Below are 20602 nucleotides of genomic sequence, written 5' to 3'. Positions count from 1 at the left end.
TTATTGATTGATGAATGAATAAATATTGATTACAGACTGGTTTACCTGCTGAATACTTTTGAGGTAATTCAACTGAATATCGGTTGCGGTTTGCAAGGCAAAAAGATATTCTACATAACCGATGTCGCCCGTTTTGTAACCCAATTGTGCTGCCGATACAATGTCCTTAGCATTAGGTAAAGCTTCCTGCTGAAAATAATTGTATTGCTGCATATCTTGCTGATATTGTTGCAAAGCATTCTGCATTTGCGTTGTCAATGTTTTCTGTTGCTGTTGAGCATTGGCTTCAGCGGCTTGTTTCCTGTAATCCAAAGATTTAATCCTGGCTTTGGTAGCACCGTAAGTAATTGGTATTGCAATACCGATATTTACAGAATTAAACCGGTTTCCACCATTGAAAAATTTCTCTGTTCCATTCACATTTTGAAAACCAATTAAAGACTGATTGACGTAGCCAATCGTAAAATCGGGTAAACCTTTCGAACGTTCTACCTTTTTGGTCTGTTCTGCAATAACCGCATCCTGATATAAGGATTGAATAGCAGGGTGATTGGCTACTGCATCATTATCCAATAAATTAGAAATTTGCAAAGGTTGAAATATTCCGTTTTCTGCAATGGTAAAATCGTCTTTTGTGTTCATCAATGTTTTCAGATTGGCAACGGCATTGGATAAGAACACTCCATTTTGTTTTAGCAATAAATTGATTTCGCCTTTCTTAGCTTCCGCTGTGCTGATGTCCACTTTTTTGGTGTCGCCAGTTTTATAACGAAGCTCTGCAATACTTATGAAATTATTGTACAAACTGTCTAGTTCTTGCAATTGTTTTTGATTGTGTTGCAAGTATAAAATTTGATAATAATATGTACGCACCTGATTTTTCAATTCTAAAACACTCAAGTTTTTCTGCAATTCTTTGCCTTTTATTTCAGCATTAATCAATTCTTTTTTTGCTCCGAATAGTGAAGGAAAAGGAATGGTTTGCGACATCTGAAAAGACTGGTCGAATTTCATACTATTGTATTGTCCCAATTGTGCATTAAAATCTAATTTAGGTAATTCTCCGGCTGTCTTTTTCAAAGCTTTGCTGGCATCAATTTCTAAATCTGAAGCTTTTATGGTTTTATTATTTTGAAGTGCAATATTTATCGCATCATCAACACTTGATAGATTTTGTGTTTGCGCATTTGCTGTAAAGCCTGCCAATGATAGCAGCAATACAATGATGGTTGCAATTGGTTTCACTTGCGATTTTCTTTTTAAATTAATTTTTGAATTAAAAATGATGTAGAGCAACGGTAGTACAAACAGCGTCAGGAAAGTTGCTGTAACCAGTCCTCCAATAACTACGGTTGCTAAAGGCTTTTGAACTTCTGCACCTGCACTGCTGCTCAATGCCATTGGCAAAAATCCTAAACTTGCAACGGTTGCCGTCATCAAAACCGGTCGCAAACGGATTTTAGTTCCTTCAATTACTCTTTTAAAGACATCTTTCATTCCTTCTTTTTCCAGTTGGTTGAAAGTCCCTATCAATACAATTCCATTGAGTACGGCAACACCAAACAATGCGATAAAACCAATCCCTGCACTAATGCTGAAAGGCATACCACGAAGCAATAAAGCCAATATACCACCAATGGCACTCATTGGAATTGCGGTAAATATTAAACCTGCCTGCTTGAAGGAACGGAAAGTAAAATAGAGCAATACGAAAATCAACAACAACGAAACGGGAACGGCAATCATTAATCGGTTGCTGGCTTCCTGTAAATTTTCAAACTGGCCGCCATAGGTGAAATAATAACCCGGCGGTAATTTTACTTGTGTATTTAATTTTTGTTGAATTTCTTCTACCACACTTTGCACATCCCTGCCTGCAACGTTAAACCCAATTACAATTCTGCGTTTACCATCATCACGGCTTATCTGTGCTGGTCCTAATTTATAATCAATCCTTGCTACTTGCGATAATGGAATTTGATTGCCAGTTGAAGTTGGTATCATCAGGTTATTTACATCCTCTATGTCGGTTCTATATATACTGTCCAACCGTACAACTAAGTCAAATCGCCTTTCATTTTCATAAACCAACCCAGCTTTTTTTCCCGCAAATGCAGTGCTTAGTACATTGTTAACCTCTTCTATATTTATTCCATAATTGGCGAGCCGTGTTCGGTCGTACTCTACATTGATTTGAGGCAATCCGCTTACTCGTTCTACTTGCGGAGCAGTGGCCCCTTGTACTGTTTGAATGACCTTGCTTACTTTATCAGCATTCAAAGCCAGTGTATCTAAATTTTCTCCAAATATTTTCACTGCAACATCTTGCCTGATACCAGTCATCAATTCATTGAAACGCATTTGTATCGGCTGGTTCTTTTCAAAAAACACACCAGGTATCGCTTCTAGTTTTTCGCTGATGGCGTCTGCTAATTCATCATAACTTCTACCGCTTTCCCATTCGCTTTGAGGTTTGAGTAATATCATCATATCGGTAGCTTCGGGAGGCATTGGGTCAGTTGGAACTTCTGCTGCACCGGTCTTGCCAACAACCATTTTTACTTCATCAAACTCTTTAATAATTCTTGAAGCTTGCATAGAAGTTTCAATACTTTGGCTCAATGAACTGCCTTGTGGCAAAATGCAGTGGAATGCAAAATCTCCTTCCTGCAATTGTGGTATGAATTCACCACCCATTCGACTAAATAAGAAAAGACTAAAAGCAAATACGGCAACTGTAATACCCACTAACCAATATTTTATATCGATGGCTTTTTCCAATAACGGTTGATATTTTCTTTGTAGCCAATTCATCATTTTATCCGAAATAGTTTCTTTGTGCGATGGCTTTTTAGACAGGAACAAAGCACACATCATCGGAATATAGGTTAAGGATAAAATCAATGCTCCGAAAATTGCAAAACCGACTGTTTGAGCCATTGGCGTAAACATTTTGCCTTCAACACCTGATAAGGTAAGTATCGGAATGTAAACGATTAGGATAATGATTTCTCCAAACGCTGCACTAGTACGGATTTTGGAAGCGGACGTAAATACTTCGCTATCCATTTCCTGTTGCGATAACCTTTGTGTCGATTTTCTTAAACCTAAATGATGCAAGGTTGCTTCCACAACTATAACAGCACCATCTACAATCAGTCCAAAATCTATCGCACCCAGGCTCATAAGGTTGGCACTTACCCCGAAGACTTTCATCATTCCCAATGCAAATAGCATCGACAAAGGGATGGCAGAAGCAACAATCAATCCCGCTCGTAAATTGCCTAAAAACAGCACCAATACGAAAATAACTATCAATGCGCCCTCAATCAAATTCTTTTGAACGGTACTAATAGCTCTGCCAACCAAATCGGTTCGGTCCAAATAAGGCTCAATCACCACATCATCAGGTAGTGATTTTTGAATAATGGGTAACTTTTCTTTGATGCGATTTACTACTTCGTTACTGTTTTCGCCTTTGAGCATCATTACCACACCACCAACAGCATCAACTTCTCCATTGTAAGTCATTGCTCCATAGCGAACCGCCTCTCCAAACTGAACTTTAGCAACATCTTTTATGAAAATAGGCACGCTCCCAGTAACGTTTTTTACCGCTATGTTTCTAATATCTTCTAATGACGTAACAAAACCAATACCTCGTATAAAATAAGCATTTGGCTTTTTGTCAATGTATGCTCCACCAGTATTTTGATTATTTTTTTCAAGAGCGTTGAAAATATCCGTAACACTTATACCCAGTGACTTTAAACGATTTGGGTTTACGGCTACTTCGTATTGTTTTAGTTCGCCACCAAAACTGTTCACTTCGGCAATACCCGGTGTTCCCCTTAGTTGACGGGCAACAATCCAATCCTGCATAGTTCGCAGGTCTTTGGCGTTGTATTTGTTTTCGCTCCCTTTTTTCGGGTGTAAAATGTATTGATAAACTTCGCCCAGTCCTGTGCTTACTGGTGCTAGTTCGGGCGTTCCTATTCCTTGTGGAATGTTTTGTTCGGCTTCTTTCAATTTTTCATTGACAAGTTGTCGGGCAAAATAAATGTCCACATCATCATTAAACACCACAGTAATGACCGAAAGCCCGAACCTTGAAATGCTTCGGGTTTCTTCCAAATCGGGAAGGTTTGCAATACTTTGTTCTATGGGAAATGTAACCAACTGTTCCACTTCCTGCCCTGCCAATGTAGGACAAACGGTAATAATTTGTACCTGATTATTAGTTATATCGGGTACGGCATCAATGGGAAGTTTTGTGGCACTCCACACTCCCCAAATGATGAGCAACAAGGTCATTATACCAACGACAAGCTTGTTCTTGATACTGAATTTTATGATGTTATCTAACACGTATATCTGTTTAAATTTTTGACAAATAAATTCTTGCTTCTTGTAATCAGAAGCCAACAGATAATCCAATAACTATTGAATGAAGTGAATAATGTCTGTAATTATTCTATAAACAAATGTTTAAAGACAACACATAAAACACCCGCAAATGCGTTGAAAATACCGTAAAAACAATAAAAGGCATACGGCTTAACGAGGCTTGCAATAAGCTTTCAATAGCATTAAGAAAATCTGCAAAAATTAAACAGTAAACTTGGGCGGATGCCAGATACTCCCCGAGTAGAAGGAAATCAAAGTAAAATCACGAAGTGTAATTTTTTTATCGATAAAAGCGGGTCTAGGGCGCTCGATTTCAAAAGTTTTGAAATGGTAAGTAGCAATACTTATGCTACAGCAATTACAATAGCAAAAAGGACTACATTTATCGTTGCTATCCTGGTTGTGGTCGTGAGTTTGGGCGGTTTCAATTTTAGGAGCGGTATCTTCACACAGATTGCTTGCATCGCTACAAGGCAATGCTGCAAGTACCATCAGGTAAAAAGAACATATCGTGAGAAACCATTTCATTAGAATACAAATATAGAAAAATAATTTGTGCAATCGGATTGCAAAGTTTCAGATTATTTTAATTGCATCTATCAGGGATATAAATCTTTAAATTTTATTTTTAAATCTGTTAATGTATAAGGGTCGCCATTAAACGAATTGTGCAAAATCGAAAGTTTGTCATTTATAGTTTTAACTGGCTTTCCTTTCTTTTTTTGGTCAATTTAACATCTTCGCCAAAATTTTGCAATGCTCTAAAGGCTTCCTCCTTAACTTCAAATATTCTATCCGTTTTCATCAAACGATACAATTCCTTTTTCCTTTCAAAGCACCTATGCTTTGAAAGGAAGCCTATTGCTTTCAATCTGCTCTGGTAGTCAGATATTTCATTTGCCAGGTTTATATATTCTGCAATGTTGTTTGGTTTCTTATTCTCAAAATCCTTTTTAGCCATATTCTTCACCGTATTGTTTATCGTCAAATTTAGTCAAAACCAATCTGTATTCGGTTGCTTCGTCTATTATGTTTAAGCCAAATCCTACCTCTCAAAGCCAAAGCCTGCCACGTTTTTAAAGGCTCTTATCTACTGTTATAATTTTAAGCTTCAAGTAAAATTATAAACAAAATTATAGTATGGCTACACAACAAAAAGACCTATCGTACTTCAGGTTACGGCTGCAAGAATTATTAAACGCCAGCTTTCCCGAAAAAGCAAACGACCAAAAATTTATTGAGCAACGTTCATCGTGGGCTGCCGATGCCTACGAGGGTGCTTTTAGTTCGGGAAATGCAGTTGAGCAATGCAACGATATAGCCAATTACATTCTTTTTGAGGGCTTGCACTTCTCCAAATTCGATACAGTATTTCAGGTAGTCTGCAATGAGTTCGATACCATAATGGCGGACGAGGAACTGCGACCGTTTGCCCTAAAAATGTTCACTGTTTGTGAGCCTATTTTCTCCGGCTACAAACTAACGGATGATTTCGCTTATAAAACAGAGTACGACCTGCTCTATAGCGAAATAACGGGAACCATCGCCATATGGATAGCCGAAAATGGGCTTCAGTAAGAAGCAACATCTCCAACAGAATATTGATGCCCTACGAATTGCTTTTAAACTAGAAAAGGAGAAACGACAAGCCACCGTAGGCGAAAGACTGCTAATGATGCAATACAGCGGCTTTGGCGGTCTTAAATTCGTTCTGAACCCCATAGCAAATGAAATAGACATCAATAATTGGAGAAAAACGGAACACGACCTTTTCCCGATTACGCAGGAACTACATCAGCTACTCAAAGAAAATTCCGAAGACGAAAAGCAATACCGCAGGTATGTGGACAGTATGAAAAGCTCTGTACTGACGGCTTTTTATACACCGCCACAGGTCATAGATACTATTTCCGCAACCTTGCGTGATAGCGGTCTGAACATTGATAAATTTCTCGAACCCTCCGCAGGTATCGGCTCATTCGTACAATCCTTTTCAGAAAATCAAAAAGCCAGTGTTACCGCCTATGAAAAGGATTTGCTCACAGGCAAGATTTTAAAGCAGCTTTATCCCGAAAGCAATATCCGTGTAAGTGGCTTTGAGGAAATTCCCGAAAAGGAACAAAACAGCTATGATGTAATCGCCAGCAACATACCGTTTGGAGATACTTCCGTTTTTGACCTTTCCTATTCCCGAAGCAAAGACACGGCAAAAGTACAGGCTGCCCGAAGCATACACAATTACTTCTTTCTGAAAGGTGCTGATATGCTCCGTGAGGGCGGTTTATTGGCTTACATTACTTCACAGGGCATTTTAAACAGCCCGAAGAACGAGCCGATACGCAGGGCGTTGATGCAGGATAATAATCTGGTTTCAGTTGTCCGCTTACCCAACAACCTGTTTACAGAATATGCCGGTACCGAAGTCGGTAGTGATTTGATTATCCTGCAAAAGAATACGGCAAAACAAAACCTGACCGAAGTAGAAGAACTGTTTTGCCAAAGCAAGCAAACGGAATACAATACGCCTGGTAATACGCTATTTCTGGACAGCACAAGAATTGTTTATACCGACCAGAAATTAGATACTGACCCTTACGGACAACCTGCACTAATCTATACGCATAAAGGAGGCGTAGAGGGAATTGCCAAAGATTTAAAACAAATGCTTTCCGAAGATTTTGGAAAGCACCTGAATTTAGGTTTGTACAAAGGCGAAAGGAACGATGAACTTGTTACACAAACTCCAATAACACCTCCCGTTATCGAACCTGTAACCATTCAGCCGGAAATACAACCTTTATCTGTTCCTATAATCAATCGGGAAAGTCCGCAGGAATTAAAGCAACTAAGCATTTTCGACTTGTTTGAAAATGTGGACGAGCCTGTAATGGTTGCTGCTCCACCCAAAAGAACGACACAAGTTAAAAGGCAAAGCACCAACAAAAGAAGAGGTGCAATAAATCGCCAGACCGACTTGTTCAGTGCGATGCAGCAACCTTATACGCCTCCGATTACCAATAGAACTACCAACGGAAGCACATCAACCAACGGTAAAAAACAAGAAGCCATCGGCGACCTGTTTTCGGGAATAAACGGGAATGGCCAAGCTGCTCAACCAGCCGTTCCCAATACTATTCCCGAACCTGCTCCTTATAGTGGCGAACTGCAATCGTACCACCGTAACGATTGTCTTGTTGTGGATAATGGTTGGGTCGGTCATCTGCAAGATGTAGATACATCAGACGGTACGGCAGTTTTCCACCCTTTAGCTTTACCGACCTTACAGAAAGCAAGAGCCGAAGCGTACATTGCTGTACGTGATGTTTACCAAGAGCTTTACAATAAAGAGGCAAAGTTTCAGACCGAACACAAGGAAGAACGGGAAAACCTTAACCGCCTTTATGATGCGTTTGTCAAAAAGTACGGCAATCTCAACAGTGCAGATAATATCAAGCTCATCAAAACGGATAGCTCCGGCAAGGAAATCCCTTATTTGGAGCGTGTCGTTGGTGGCGTAACCCACAAGGCGGATATATTCAGCCGTCCTGTAAGTTTCTCCACCTTAACAATAGCAACGGACAATCCCGAAGAAGCGTTAGCGGCTTCGCTGAACAAATACGGAAGCGTGGATTTGGAGTATATGTCCGAAATCAGCGGTATGACGGACGATGCTTTGAAAGAAGCATTGCACGGTCGTATTTACTACAATCCTCTGCAAAAGGAATATGAAATATCCGAACGCTGGATTGCAGGGAATGTAGTAGAGAAAGCCCAAGAGGTCAAAGCGTATCTCGAACGCAATCCCGATGATGCCGAAGCCAAAGCAAGCCTTACAGTCATAGAAGAAGCCCGACCAAGGCGTATCGAATTTGAGGAACTCGATTTTAATTTGGGAGAACGCTGGATACCCACAGGCATTTATGCCCGTTTTGCTTCACATCTTTTTGATACGGACGTACTGGTTCATTACTCTGAAAGCTCCGATGACTTTTCAGTAAAGTGCGACCGTAAGAATTTGCATATATGGGAAAAATACGCTGTCAAAGCTGAAAGTAGAACGTTTGACGGGATTGCCCTGCTCAAACACGCCCTTGTCAATACCACGCCTGATATTACCAAGAAAATTAAGGTTGGCGACCAAGAGGCCAAAGTACGGGATATGGAAGCCATACAAATGGCGAACACCAAGATTGACGAAATCCGTACCGCCTTTACCGAATGGCTCCACGCTCAAAACGATGAGTTTAAAAACAGGCTGACCGACCAATACAACGATACGTTTAACTGCTTTGTCCGACCAAATTATGACGGAACGCATCAGGACTTTCCGGGATTAGACCGTAAGGCATTGGGCATTGAAGACCTGTATTCAAGCCAAAAGGACACCGTTTGGATGATAAAGCTGAACAACGGGGCAATTTGTGACCACGAAGTAGGTGCAGGAAAAACCCTTGTGATGTGTACCGCAGCACAGGAAATGAAACGTTTGGGATTGGCACACAAACCGATGATTATCGGGCTGAAAAGCAATGTTCACGAAATTGCCGAAGCCTACCGCACTGCCTATCCACACGCTAAAATCCTGTTTCCGGGCAAAGAAGATTTTACGCCCCAAAAACGCTTGCGAATTTTCGGGGATATTAAAAACAACGATTGGGATTGTGTAATCCTCACACACGACCAATTTGGTATGATACCGCAGTCGCCCGAAATTCAAAAGGAAATACTCGAAATCGAATTGGACAGCGTAGAGCGTAACCTCGATGCCCTGCAATCGCAAGGCAAGGAAGTTACAAGGGGAATGCTTGCCGGAGTAATTAAGCGGAAAGAGAACCTCGAAGTGAAGCTCAAAACCCTGCAACACGATATTGAAAACCGCAAAGATGATGTAGTGGATTTTAAGATGATGGGCATTGACCATTTGTTTGTGGACGAAAGCCACCAATTCAAAAACCTGATGTTCAATACACGGCATACAAGGGTTGCCGGATTAGGCAATGTGGACGGCAGCCAAAAGGCATTGAACCTACTTTTTGCTATCCGTACCATTCAGGAACGCATTAATGCGGATATGGGAGCAACTTTCCTTTCGGGAACAACTATCAGTAATTCGCTTACCGAATTATACCTATTGTTCAAATACTTGCGACCAAGAGCATTGGAAAAACAAGGTATTCACTCTTTTGATGCCTGGGCAGCTATTTATGCAAGAAAAACGACCGATTACGAGTTTTCGGTTGCTAATAATATCGTGGCAAAAGAACGTTTCCGCTACTTTATCAAAGTACCGGAGCTTGCCCAATTCTACTCGGAAATCACGGATTACCGAACGGCAAAAGATATTGGCATTGACCGCCCTAACAAGAACGAGGTGTTGTATAATATACCGCCTACTCCCGACCAGGAAGATTTTATTAAAAAGCTAATGGAGTTTGCTAAAACAGGAAATGCAGAACTGTTGGGCAGACCTCCGCTAAGTCAAAGCGAAGAAAAAGCAAAAATGCTCATCGCTACGGACTACGCCCGTAAGATGTCGCTCGATATGCGTATGGTAAGCGGTGCGTATGATGACCACCCCGATAATAAGGCTTCGCATTGTGCGGCAAACATTGCCAAATATTACAACCAATACAACGCACAGAAAGGAACACAGTTCGTTTTCTCCGATTTGGGAACCTACAAGTCGGGCGAATGGAATGTGTACTCCGAAATCAAACGCAAGCTCGTGGAAGACCACGGCATCCCTGCACACGAAGTACGGTTTATACAGGAGGCTAAAAATGATAAGCAACGCAAGGAACTTATCAAAGGAATGAACGAGGGCAAAATCCGTGTGCTGTTCGGTTCTACAAGTATGTTGGGTACAGGTGTCAATGCACAGAAAAGAGCTGTTGCGGTTCATCACCTGGACACACCGTGGCGACCAAGTGACCTTGCTCAAAGGGATGGCAGAGCTGTTCGTAAAGGCAATGAAATTGCCAAGTTCTTTGCAGAGAACAAAGTAGATGTGATTATCTATGCCGTAGAAAAATCATTAGATAGCTACAAGTTCAACCTGTTGTACAACAAACAACTTTTTATAGACCAATTGAAAAACAATAACCTCGGCAAACGTACCATTGACGAGGGCAGTATGGACGAAAAATCGGGAATGAACTTTTCGGAATATGTGGCTATCCTTTCGGGAAATACTGACCTTTTGGATAAAGCCAAATTAGAAAAACAGATTGCCGGATTGGAAAGTGAAAAACAGGCGTTCAACCGTTCTAAATTCAGTGCCAAATATAAGCTGGAAGATTTTACGGAATTGCTGGATAGTACGCAATCACGCTTGAACCGAATGAGCCTTGACTGGGAAAACTTACAGCAACGCATACAAAAACATTCGGATGGCACAATCGCAAATCCTGTACGGTTGGACGGGTTACCGCCCAATGTGGATATAAAACTAATCGGTGCAAAGCTCAACCACCTTTCGGACAAAGCCCGTACAGGCGGAGATTATGAAGAAATAGGAAGCCTTTACGGGTTTCAGCTCTTGGTAAAAACCGAAATGTCCGAAAAAGAGGGCGTGGATATACGGGTTAACCGTTTTTTGGTGCAGGGCGAGGGCAATATCAAATACACCTATAACAACGGTATCATCGCCAAAGATGAAAAGCTGGCTGCTACGAACTTCCTTAATGCACTGGAGAAATTGCCCGGCTATATCGAACAGGAAAAAAAGAAAATAGCGGAAATACAAAAAGATTTACCTGTTCTTCAGGAAGTGGTAAACGGTTCGTGGTCTAAAGAAAACCGATTGAGTGAACTCAAAACGGAACTGGCTGCCGTTGAACGGAAGATACAGTTGTCTATTACTCCGGAAACGAAAGAAGAACCAGCGGAGCAGGTCGAGAAACAAAAGCAAACGGCAAACAATTCGGAGAATATTGTACGGACAAAAGGTATTCATTTGCCTCGTGGGGTCTTATAAGAATGCTTATTACATTTCGTCCTCTTCGTCCATTTTTTTAAGCAGGCTTTCTTTTAGGCTGTCAAGAAATTTGGTACGGTTTATTTTTCTTGCTTTAAGTTCCATAAATGTATGATAGAAATCGCCTAAATTAATATTAAATGTACTTTCAAATGTTTTAGTGATGGATATTATATCTGTGTTGCCAAATGCGCCCTGCGAATGGAGTGCATAAATCAATTCGGTTAACGCTGTTTTGCTTGCTGTCCAGCTCAAAAGAGATTTATTATTTACTTTTTTATATTGTTTATTATTTAGCTGGTCTTCGAGATAGACTTGAATTAAATCGTTCGCCAGTATCTTAGCTACTTTGTAATCGGCAATGGTAGAAAAGGAATGGTCCGTTTCAAAATAAATGGTATCTAAATTTAGCTTAATGTCATACTTTCCCCGCACAAATAGTTGGTCATCAATAAAGGTATTGTTGGTGCGGTAATATTTATAAAATTCAAGATTATTGTCAAAAAATCTTTTGAGTTTCTTCAATTCGGTATTGAAGTATTTTCTTGCAGATTTTTTTTCATTTGGCTTTTTGCTTTCTATTTTATAAATAGCATTGTAATAAATTAGTTTTGAAACAATGGCAGGCTTCTGATGTTTGAAAAATTGGATTTCTTCTTCTGTGTTTTTAAAGCCTCGTTTCAGAACGTACCTTTTTAATTCTGATAAGTATTCAACAATTATATGTATAACGGTTTCTATCCTTTGGATTGGGCAATCAGCTTCAATTTCTAATTCGTCGATTTCTGTTTCCAGCTTATAAAGTGTTTCTGTATAAAATTTGTTCATTTTGAAGTCTTAAAATTTGGTTTACTAATAGAGATGCCTAAATCTGTCAGATTTAGGCATCATCCAGCTAATACCCTTTAATATGTCAACGCAAGCCCGGCTCCAAAACCCATATCGCTATCATAATGGGTACGGAGATTTATATTTTTATTGATAATATACCTAAGCTCTCCCATAAATTCCTTATCGGTGTTGACCATAAAACCACCTCTTAATCTTTTTGAGATAGGAATATCCTCACGCATCAACGACAATCGTACAATTCCATCGTGATATACTTCTGCCTGAAAATTAACCAGCATTGGCAAAGTGTACATAAAACCTAAACTTAAAGCTCTACGTGTATCTTTTTCATTCTTTTGCCCGAACAGGTTCTTCTCTTGTTCGTCTATTCCCATTCTTCGGTAGCGCCAGTCAAAGCCTATAAACGGCATAAACCATTGCATTTTACCGATATATCTTCCCAAATGCGTTTCCACTTCGTAACCGTGCATATCATTGTAGCCTAAACGCCATTCTGTACCTAAACTCCATCTTGCATTTTGAAACATTGCTTCGCCATCGTTTCCATTGGTTGCAAAATCATTCTGTGCCATAAAGTGCGGCATATTGCTTTCTCTCTGCAATTTATTGTAGGCTTGTTTTTTGTTGGGCAAATATGGATTTTGATAATCGTCAACAGCAAATACCCTATTCATCCCCGACATCATATGATAAAGGATGTGGCAGTGGAAAAACCAATCTCCTTCTTCATTAGCTAAAAACTCAATAGTATCTGTTTCCATCGGCATAATATCCAAAACATTTTTGAGTGGTGATTTTTCGCCTTTACCGTTGATTACCCTGAAATCGAAACCGTGCAGGTGCATCGGGTGGCGCATCATTGAGTTGTTATATATGGTAATTCGTAAAATTTCTCCTTTTTTTACGGGTATTTTATCGGTTTCAGAAAGTATTTTATTATCCATACTCCATACATATCGGTTCATATTTCCCGTAAGGGTAAACTTCAATTCTTTGACCGGAGCATCCTTAGGAAGTTCTGTATTGTAAGGAGATTGTAACATTGCATAATTCAGTGTTTTTATTTCTCCCAAAGCATTTGCATTGTAACGGTTGGGGTCATTATCCATATTCATATTGTGCCCGCTATGGTCTTCTTTAGGTTTAGCCTCTCCAGTAATTTCGGGATACATTACCACATTCATATCCATTTGGTTCAGGCTCATTTTCATACCCATATCATCCAAATCGCCGTTCATCTTCATCATATCGTTCATCATCTTCATCCCCTCAAAATATTTCAATCTTGGGAGCGGCGATATTAACTGTTTGACGCCATTGCCTACAAAATAGCTTGCCGATTGTGTTCGGTCTTCGGTTGTGGCTAAAAACTCGTAGGCAACTCCATCGTCAGGAATTGTTACCACTATATCATAAGTTTCGGAAACCGCAATGATTAATCTATCTACTTCTACTGGCTCTACATCATTCCCATCATTGGCTACTACTGTAATTTTACCGCCTGCATATCGTAACCAAAAATAGGATGATGCTCCGCCGTTTGACACTCTTAATCTTACTTTATCTCCCGCTTTTAGTGTTTTGCCATCAACTGTTTTTAAATCGGTAGTATGATTTCCGTTGATTAATATTTTGTCATAATACACATCGCTTACGTCCATTGCCAACATCCGTTTCCATTCGTTGGTCAATTTGGTTTTGAAATGCCCCTCCCTGATTGCTTCCGCGTAGGACTGTGTAGCGTTCTTTTTTATCGCAGCCCAATCATTGGCATTATGCAACATGCGGTTAATGTTATCGGGATTTAGGTTTGTCCATTCGCTTAAAATGATGGGTACGGTCGGCAAATCATCAATTCCTTTTCTAAAGGTTTTATCGTCATTACGTTTTTTCATTACAAAACTGCCATACATTCCAATTTGCTCCTGCAAACCTGAATGGGAATGATACCAATGCGTTCCGTGTTGGATAATCGGAAAACGATAGGTATAAGTTGTACCTGCCTTAATAGGTTTTTGTGTCAGCCACGGCACACCATCTTCTTTATTAGGTAGGAACACACCGTGCCAATGGAGCGAGGTACTTTCTTTTAATTGGTTATGGACTACTATTTCGGCTGTATCGCCTTCTGTGAAAGTAAGTGTAGGCATTGGTATTTGTCCATTTACGGCAATAGCTCTTTTTTCTTTGCCTGCATAGTTTACAAGCGTATCTTTTACATACAGCTCATATCTCACTACTTTTTGTGCAAAAACGGATTGCGAACACAGCAGTATAAATACCGCTTGCAACAATCTCCTTTTACTATTTATGGGTATATTCATTTTGATATTTTATTAATGAAACTTATTCCTGTTCTTTTAGCCAGTCGGTTAATGTTTTGATTTGCTCGTCATTCAGTTTTGCATCTTTGTGCATCAGTGTATATGAGGACAGGGGCATTTGCTTCGTTTCTATTTGTTCTTTGATTGAGTTTAATAATCTTTCTTGTTTCCTATTTGAGTATGTACCCCATTCATTGAAATTCAAATCTTCTTTTGCGTTTTTGATATGGCTCTCTACCAATGCTCTTGCGGGCTGTATGTAATCGTACCAAACATAGTTGGTATTGTTGCTATGGCAATCGTAGCAAGAGGTTTGAAACATCGCTTTTACTTGAACAGGCATTTTATAGAATTGGGTAAAATCTGTTGTGTAAACCTGCCCTTTATCTACATTAAGGGCAGGCTGATAAAATTGAATTGCAATAAAAATAAACAGCACTATTGCTAATATTATCTTTAATACTCTGTTCATTTTAAAATTCTTTTTTTACAGAACCGCAGGTAAGCATCTGACTACCGTAATACGGATTTTTTATTGCTTTAGCTTCGCTAATCCAAACTGCACCTTTGCCATCATTGTACATTGGGCAATAGTCCTGATATAATTTTTGAGTTGTTCCAAACAATGCGATAAGGTCGGAAACGTCTTTACTTAACGATGCTAAATGCTCTCTCTGGTGGTCTATTTTACCAGCATTGTCGCCAATGTGTTCTGCATTTTCCTTAGCATTTTCGAAAACATCCATAAACTCCTTATGCTTGCTGGCAGGTATGGTTTTCATATCCACCTTCTTTAAAGTAGCAAAAAGTTGTTTTCCAGCATTTGCAGCTGCTTTATCATTATCAGCAACGAGTGCATTTTTCAAAGCCAAATAATCCTTAATTATCGGTGTGATTGTAAAGTTTTGTGCTTGTTCCTTTACAGTGGACTTTTCCTCTTTCTGAGAAGACATATCTGTTGAAGTAACAGTAGCTACAGTATCATTTTGTACCGCTGATGATAAATCCTTAGTTTCTGATACTCCGGTGCTATCATTAGCCTGTTGGGTGCTATTTTTATTGGAAGACTGATTGCACGAAACTGTTATTGTTGCAACCGTTGCCAATGCGATGATGGAGAAAAATATATTTTTCATTTTAATGCTATTTAATGTTATTAAAGAAATTTTTGTTGTTTACTTGTTTTCAAATTCTTTCAGCTTTCGCTTCATAAATTCGATTTCCTTTGCTTGTGTTTCGAGTATGTTTTTTTGTAGCTCAATTAATTCGGGATCGGTAAGCTTAGCTTTTTCGGACATTAATACCGCTGCTGCGTGATGCGGTATCATCCCTTTTACAAATTGCTTATCGCCCACATTTATTTGCTCCCTAATGCCAAACCACGAGAAGATACCAATCGCAAGAGAAACTGTAATTACAGCCCAATTGATTTTTTTGTTTTGATACATTCCTTTCATTATCAATAATTCAATAATCAACATTGCTGAAACCATTAGCAGCGTCATATATAAATTGTTGATGTTTGGGATAAGATTATTCAATCCGTCAATCATAGCATACATAATAAAATACATAGCTACAAACATTGCAACAGCCATTACAGCAAAGCGTTTGTACATTGCCAAAGAATGATTGGAATTATTTTCTTCACTCTTGTGGGTATGTTGCATTCCGTGTTGGTTTTTCATACTTTCCATAACAATTGCTTTTTATTTGTTATTTAATAGTTTCTTGTACACTGCCACAAGTAAGCATTTGAGAACCGTAATATGGATTTTTAACTGCTTCTTCTTTGCTTAACCAATTTGCACCTTTACCATTGTTATACATTGGGCAATGCTGATAGTAAACAGGTGTTTCTTGTTTTGATGCCTTAGCTAATTCGTACATATTCTTGGAAAGCAAAGCGAATGTTTCTCTTTGTTTTGCAACATCTTTAGAAGTGGAAATTTTTTCGGCATTTACTGTCAAGTCTTTCATTACTTTCATCCAAGTTGTATGTTCGTCAGTAGAAAGTTTTGCCATTTCTACCGCTTTGATAGCTTTTGCCAATTCGGCAGCTTTTGCCGATGAAGTACCTGCATCAGTTTTTACCAAAGCATCTTTCACTGAAAAATAATTGTCGAAAACGGCTTTAAGTTGTGTTGCATTTTGCGTTTCAGCGGTATTTTTTTTAGCCATATCGCTTTGGTTATGGTTGGCGTGTTCATTTTTCATATGCATACCCGCATCATTAGATTTTGCGACTGGCTTTAATTCTCTGCTGTACTGGCAACATCCAGGAAGTTTAGCATAAACATCATCAGGTGCTAAAAATTTTTCGCTATCGTAACCAGCCAAAGCAATTCGTTTCAATATTTCATCCTGATTTGTTTTTTTATCATCATAGTTGAGCGTAGCCATTTTGGTATCTTTATTCCATTCTACACTGGCTACCTTATTCACGTTTCCTGCTTTTTCGATAGTGGCTTTACACATACCGCAATTGCCGTAAATTTTTACGGTTTCTGTTTTCGCATTCTTGATTTGTGCGAAACTGTTTACTGATGATAGTAATACGCCAATTACCATCACTATTTTTGATAATGATTTCATTTTGAAAATTTTTAATTTAGTAAGATAAACAAAGATTGTGCGAAAACTAAATAGCTTTCGACAAGACATACCTGTGGCTAACAAGCCACCGTTTTAGCTTATTTTAGGCGGTTGCCAAATGGAAGAGTAGCCCGAAGAATAGTTGGCTTGTTTAAACCCGAATTTTTGCTTTTTAGTTTCGGCAAAAGGGGTTGTTATTTTTAAATCTATTGGTATTTGTAAACTAACAGAAGATGAAGAAGTACTACATCCACAAGAGCCGTGTTTACAATTGCCGTCGCAGTCGTGACCATCCTTACATTTTTTACAGGACTTGTCCTTGCAACTGTCTTTATGTTGAGATTTTTCAGATTTTTCTTTTGAGCAACTTTTTTGTTCTGTCTTAGCTGTTTTTTTTGCACAAGCATAGCTTATGCTTGGCATTAGGAAAAAGCCCAAACACAATAAGATGACAAAGCTGATATGTTTACTCAAATTTTTCAACACTACAAAATTATGAAATTATTTCTTTTAACTGCTATATTTTGCACTTTCTTAAATCTTCAACCTAAATTATATACTGCACTCTATAAGTTTTTTAGCGATTTCCGTTCCCTTGAAAGGGATACCTATTTAATTACTACCTTCAAATATTTCAAATGAAAATAATTAGATAGGCATCCCAAATAGAAAGTTATTTTATAGTCAGAGGCTCTATTTTAAAACCTGCTTTTTGTATCGTTTCGATAACTTGTTCCTCTGTAATTCCCGTCGATTTTACGGTCAATACCTTGTCTTTATTAGTTGTGTCCACTTCCCAATGGCAAATGCCATCAGCATTGTCTAAATGCGGTTTTACAGATGCTACACATCCGCCACAATTAATATTTGTTTTGAATTGAAGATTTTTATTTTCCATTTTTTTACTTTTTTAGAATGTTATTTATTGATACAAATTTCGGTACGATACCATTCTGTATTATTGCGGAATTTCTTATTTGATTTGTGAGATTTACTGTTTTACTTTTTCCATTTCAACCGCAGGCTGTTAGTTACTACGCTCACGCTACTCAATGCCATTGCTGCACCTGCAATCATCGGGTTTAATAGGAAACCGTTTATCGGATAGAGAATACCTGCCGCAATGGGAATACCTATTAAATTATAAATAAATGCCCAAAACAGATTTTGCTTAATGGTGGCTACGGTTTGTTTTGACAATTTTATTGCCTGCGGTATTTTAGTCAGGTCTGATGAAATGATGGTCATTTTGGCGACGTCCATTGCAATGTCCGAACCTTTGCCCATTGCTATACTCACATCGGCTGTTGCCAAAGCGGTACTGTCATTGATACCGTCCCCAACCATTGCCACTACTTTACCTTTACTTTGTAACTCTTTTACAAAATCGGCTTTGTGCTGTGGCAATACTTCTGCTTTGTAATGCTTAATGCCTGTTTGCTCTGCAATGGCTTTGGCAGTAGCTTCATTATCTCCGGTTAGCATATACAGGTCGATGCCCATATCCTGCATTTCTTTGATAGCCTGTACAGATGTTTCTTTAATCTTGTCTGATATGGCTAATACGGAAAGTGCCTGTTTGCTGTCGGCAAACCAAATAACAGTTTTCGATTGTTTGCCCCATTCATCGGCTTGATTTTGTAATTGTTCCGCAATACTGATATTGTTTTCTGCCAATAGTTTTTTATTGCCTACAAAATAGGTTTCGTTATTATGATTGGCTTTTGCTCCTTTACCTGTGATACTGTCAAATTGTGTTAAAGTTGTGGTTGTTGCTCCATCTAAGTGTTTTACCACCGCTTCTGCCAATGGGTGTTCCGATTGTTTTTCGATGCTTAATAAAATGTCTTTGGTCGCATCATCATTATTCAGCCATTGAACGCCTGTTACCTCTGGTTTTCCCTCTGTAATTGTTCCTGTTTTATCTAAAATAATGGCATCAACTTTTTTCGCTAATTCCAAACTTTCGGCATCTTTTATCAAAATACCTTTTTCAGCACCTTTGCCAACGCCAACCATTATAGCCGTAGGTGTAGCCAATCCCAAAGCACAAGGACAGGCAATAACCAATACCGTAACGGCTGCCAATAGCCCCTGAACAATTCCGTTATCGCCTCCTAAAACAAACCATAGGATAAATGTGAGAATGGCAATCCCTATCACAACCGGAACAAAGATACCAGCAATCTTATCTACCAATTTCTGTACAGGTGCTTTGCTTCCTTGTGCGTCCTGCACCATTTTGATGATATGGGCAAGCATTGTTTCTTTTCCTACTTTAACCGCTTTAAACTGGAAACTTCCTTTTTGGTTAATAGTTCCTGCAAATACTTTTTCGTTTTCGTTTTTCAATACAGGTACAGGTTCTCCGCTCAACATACTTTCATCAACGTAGGAACTACCCGAAGTTACCATACCGTCCACCGCAATTTTTTCGCCCGGCTTTACAAGAATAACATCGTCTGCATTTACTTCTTCAATAGCGGTCTGTTTTTCTGTTCCATCCGCTTGTATCACGATGACAGTTTTCGGCTGCAACCCCATTAACTTTTTAATAGCTGAAGAGGTATTGCCTTTGGCTTTTTCTTCCAACAGTTTCCCTAACAGGATGAATGCAATAATAACCGCCGCTGCTTCAAAATATACGTGGGCGTGTAATCCTCTTTGATGCCAAAAGTCGGCAAACAACATATTGAATACACTGAACAGATAGGCGATACCTGTACTCAATGCTACCAATGTATCCATATTGGCTGAACGGTGTTTTGTCTGCTTCCATGCATTGATAAAAAAATCCCTGCCCAACCACAATACAACAGGTGTAGAAAATGACCACATAATTTCGTTGGCATAAGGCATATCCATAAAAAACATTCCTATCACTACTACCGGAAGAGAAAGTATAACCGCCCAAATGGTTTTAGTTTTTAGTTTTTGAAATTTTTGAGTGTGGATGGCTTCTAATGTTTCCTGCTGATTGGTTTCATCTTCAATCAACAAATCGTAACCGATGGACTGAACTGCTTTTTTCAGTTTGGCAGCATCGGTCATATTGGGAAGATACTCAACGGTAAGATTTCCCGTGGCAAAGTTTACAGAAGCGTTTACTACACCTGGTTCGTATTTAACGATGCTTTCAGCACTGCCCGCACAAGAAGCACAGGTCATACCCAAAACAGGAAAGGTGTTTTTTACAGTAGAAACGCCATAACCCAAATCTTTAATTACTTTTACCGCTTCGCCTACAACTTCTGTATTATTTACTGTAATGGCTGCCCTGCGGTTATTCAGTTCTACTTTGTGGGTTTCTATGCCTTTTACCTGTGCCAATCCTTTTTCAACGATTAATGCACAATGCTCGCTTTCTACATCTTCCAACGGAAGATAGATGATTTCTTTATTTTTATTTGTTGCCATTTTCGCTTGCTTTAATTAACAATACAAAATT

General features: G+C 39.0%; 14 protein-coding genes. 2 read left to right on the top strand and 12 right to left on the bottom strand.

Features of this window, described 5'->3' with window-relative positions:
• From GJJ64_RS06180 to GJJ64_RS06175, 3 genes are all read right to left on the bottom strand, one after another.
• Positions 1–4368 (bottom strand): CusA/CzcA family heavy metal efflux RND transporter, encoded by a 4368-nt coding sequence (locus GJJ64_RS06180; protein ID WP_185269552.1) that lies wholly within the window; start codon positions 4366–4368, stop codon positions 1–3.
• 240 nt (positions 4369–4608) lie between these two features.
• Positions 4609–4935: a DUF6660 family protein gene (locus tag GJJ64_RS17065; protein ID WP_394350009.1), complete on the bottom strand. Its 327-nt coding sequence runs from the start codon at positions 4933–4935 to the stop codon at positions 4609–4611.
• A 163-nt stretch (positions 4936–5098) separates the two neighbouring features.
• Positions 5099–5368 carry a hypothetical protein gene (locus GJJ64_RS06175; RefSeq protein ID WP_154286811.1) on the bottom strand — a complete coding sequence of 90 codons (270 nt, stop codon included), beginning with the start codon at positions 5366–5368 and terminating at the stop codon, positions 5099–5101.
• Between the two features lie 179 nt (positions 5369–5547).
• On the opposite strand from GJJ64_RS06175, the gene GJJ64_RS06170 reads away from it, so the two are divergent.
• Both GJJ64_RS06170 and GJJ64_RS06165 read left to right on the top strand, forming a co-directional pair.
• Positions 5548–5985 carry a DUF1896 domain-containing protein gene (locus tag GJJ64_RS06170; RefSeq protein WP_154286810.1) on the top strand — a complete coding sequence of 146 codons (438 nt, stop codon included), beginning with the start codon at positions 5548–5550 and terminating at the stop codon, positions 5983–5985.
• Positions 5972–11383, top strand: a complete 5412-nt coding sequence (locus GJJ64_RS06165; RefSeq protein ID WP_154286809.1) for an N-6 DNA methylase — start codon at positions 5972–5974, stop codon at positions 11381–11383. The genes GJJ64_RS06170 and GJJ64_RS06165 overlap by 14 nt, the downstream gene beginning before the upstream one ends.
• A 9-nt stretch (positions 11384–11392) precedes the next feature.
• On the opposite strand, the gene GJJ64_RS06160 is transcribed toward GJJ64_RS06165, so the two are convergent.
• From GJJ64_RS06160 to GJJ64_RS06120, 9 genes are all read right to left on the bottom strand, one after another.
• Positions 11393–12211, bottom strand: coding sequence for an RteC domain-containing protein (locus GJJ64_RS06160; RefSeq protein WP_154286808.1), 819 nt, complete (start codon positions 12209–12211; stop codon positions 11393–11395).
• Between the two features lie 77 nt (positions 12212–12288).
• Positions 12289–14559, bottom strand: coding sequence for a multicopper oxidase family protein (locus GJJ64_RS06155; protein ID WP_132776683.1), 2271 nt, complete (start codon positions 14557–14559; stop codon positions 12289–12291).
• Positions 14560–14581: 22 nt separating this feature from the next.
• Positions 14582–15031 (bottom strand): heme-binding domain-containing protein, encoded by a 450-nt coding sequence (locus GJJ64_RS06150; RefSeq protein WP_065719296.1) that lies wholly within the window; start codon positions 15029–15031, stop codon positions 14582–14584.
• A 1-nt stretch (position 15032) separates the two neighbouring features.
• Positions 15033–15695: a DUF3347 domain-containing protein gene (locus GJJ64_RS06145; RefSeq protein ID WP_065719295.1), complete on the bottom strand. Its 663-nt coding sequence runs from the start codon at positions 15693–15695 to the stop codon at positions 15033–15035.
• Positions 15696–15734: 39 nt separating this feature from the next.
• Positions 15735–16256, bottom strand: coding sequence for a DUF305 domain-containing protein (locus tag GJJ64_RS06140; protein ID WP_080779253.1), 522 nt, complete (start codon positions 16254–16256; stop codon positions 15735–15737).
• Positions 16257–16275: 19 nt separating this feature from the next.
• Positions 16276–17154 carry a DUF3347 domain-containing protein gene (locus GJJ64_RS06135; protein ID WP_138731303.1) on the bottom strand — a complete coding sequence of 293 codons (879 nt, stop codon included), beginning with the start codon at positions 17152–17154 and terminating at the stop codon, positions 16276–16278.
• A 93-nt stretch (positions 17155–17247) separates the two neighbouring features.
• Positions 17248–17628, bottom strand: a complete 381-nt coding sequence (locus GJJ64_RS06130; RefSeq protein ID WP_154286807.1) for a hypothetical protein — start codon at positions 17626–17628, stop codon at positions 17248–17250.
• Positions 17629–17827: 199 nt separating this feature from the next.
• Entirely contained in the window at positions 17828–18052 is a 225-nt protein-coding gene (locus GJJ64_RS06125; RefSeq protein ID WP_065719291.1) for a heavy-metal-associated domain-containing protein, read from the bottom strand.
• A 101-nt stretch (positions 18053–18153) separates the two neighbouring features.
• The gene (locus tag GJJ64_RS06120; RefSeq protein WP_065719290.1) at positions 18154–20571 is read right to left on the bottom strand and encodes a heavy metal translocating P-type ATPase; all 2418 of its coding nucleotides are present in this window, start codon (positions 20569–20571) and stop codon (positions 18154–18156) included.
• Positions 20572–20602: the final 31 nt, after the last annotated feature.

Source organism: Pedobacter puniceum (assembly GCF_009674685.1).
GTDB classification, from domain to species: domain Bacteria; phylum Bacteroidota; class Bacteroidia; order Sphingobacteriales; family Sphingobacteriaceae; genus Pseudopedobacter; species Pseudopedobacter puniceum.
This window is presented reverse-complemented; position numbering and strand designations above follow the sequence as displayed.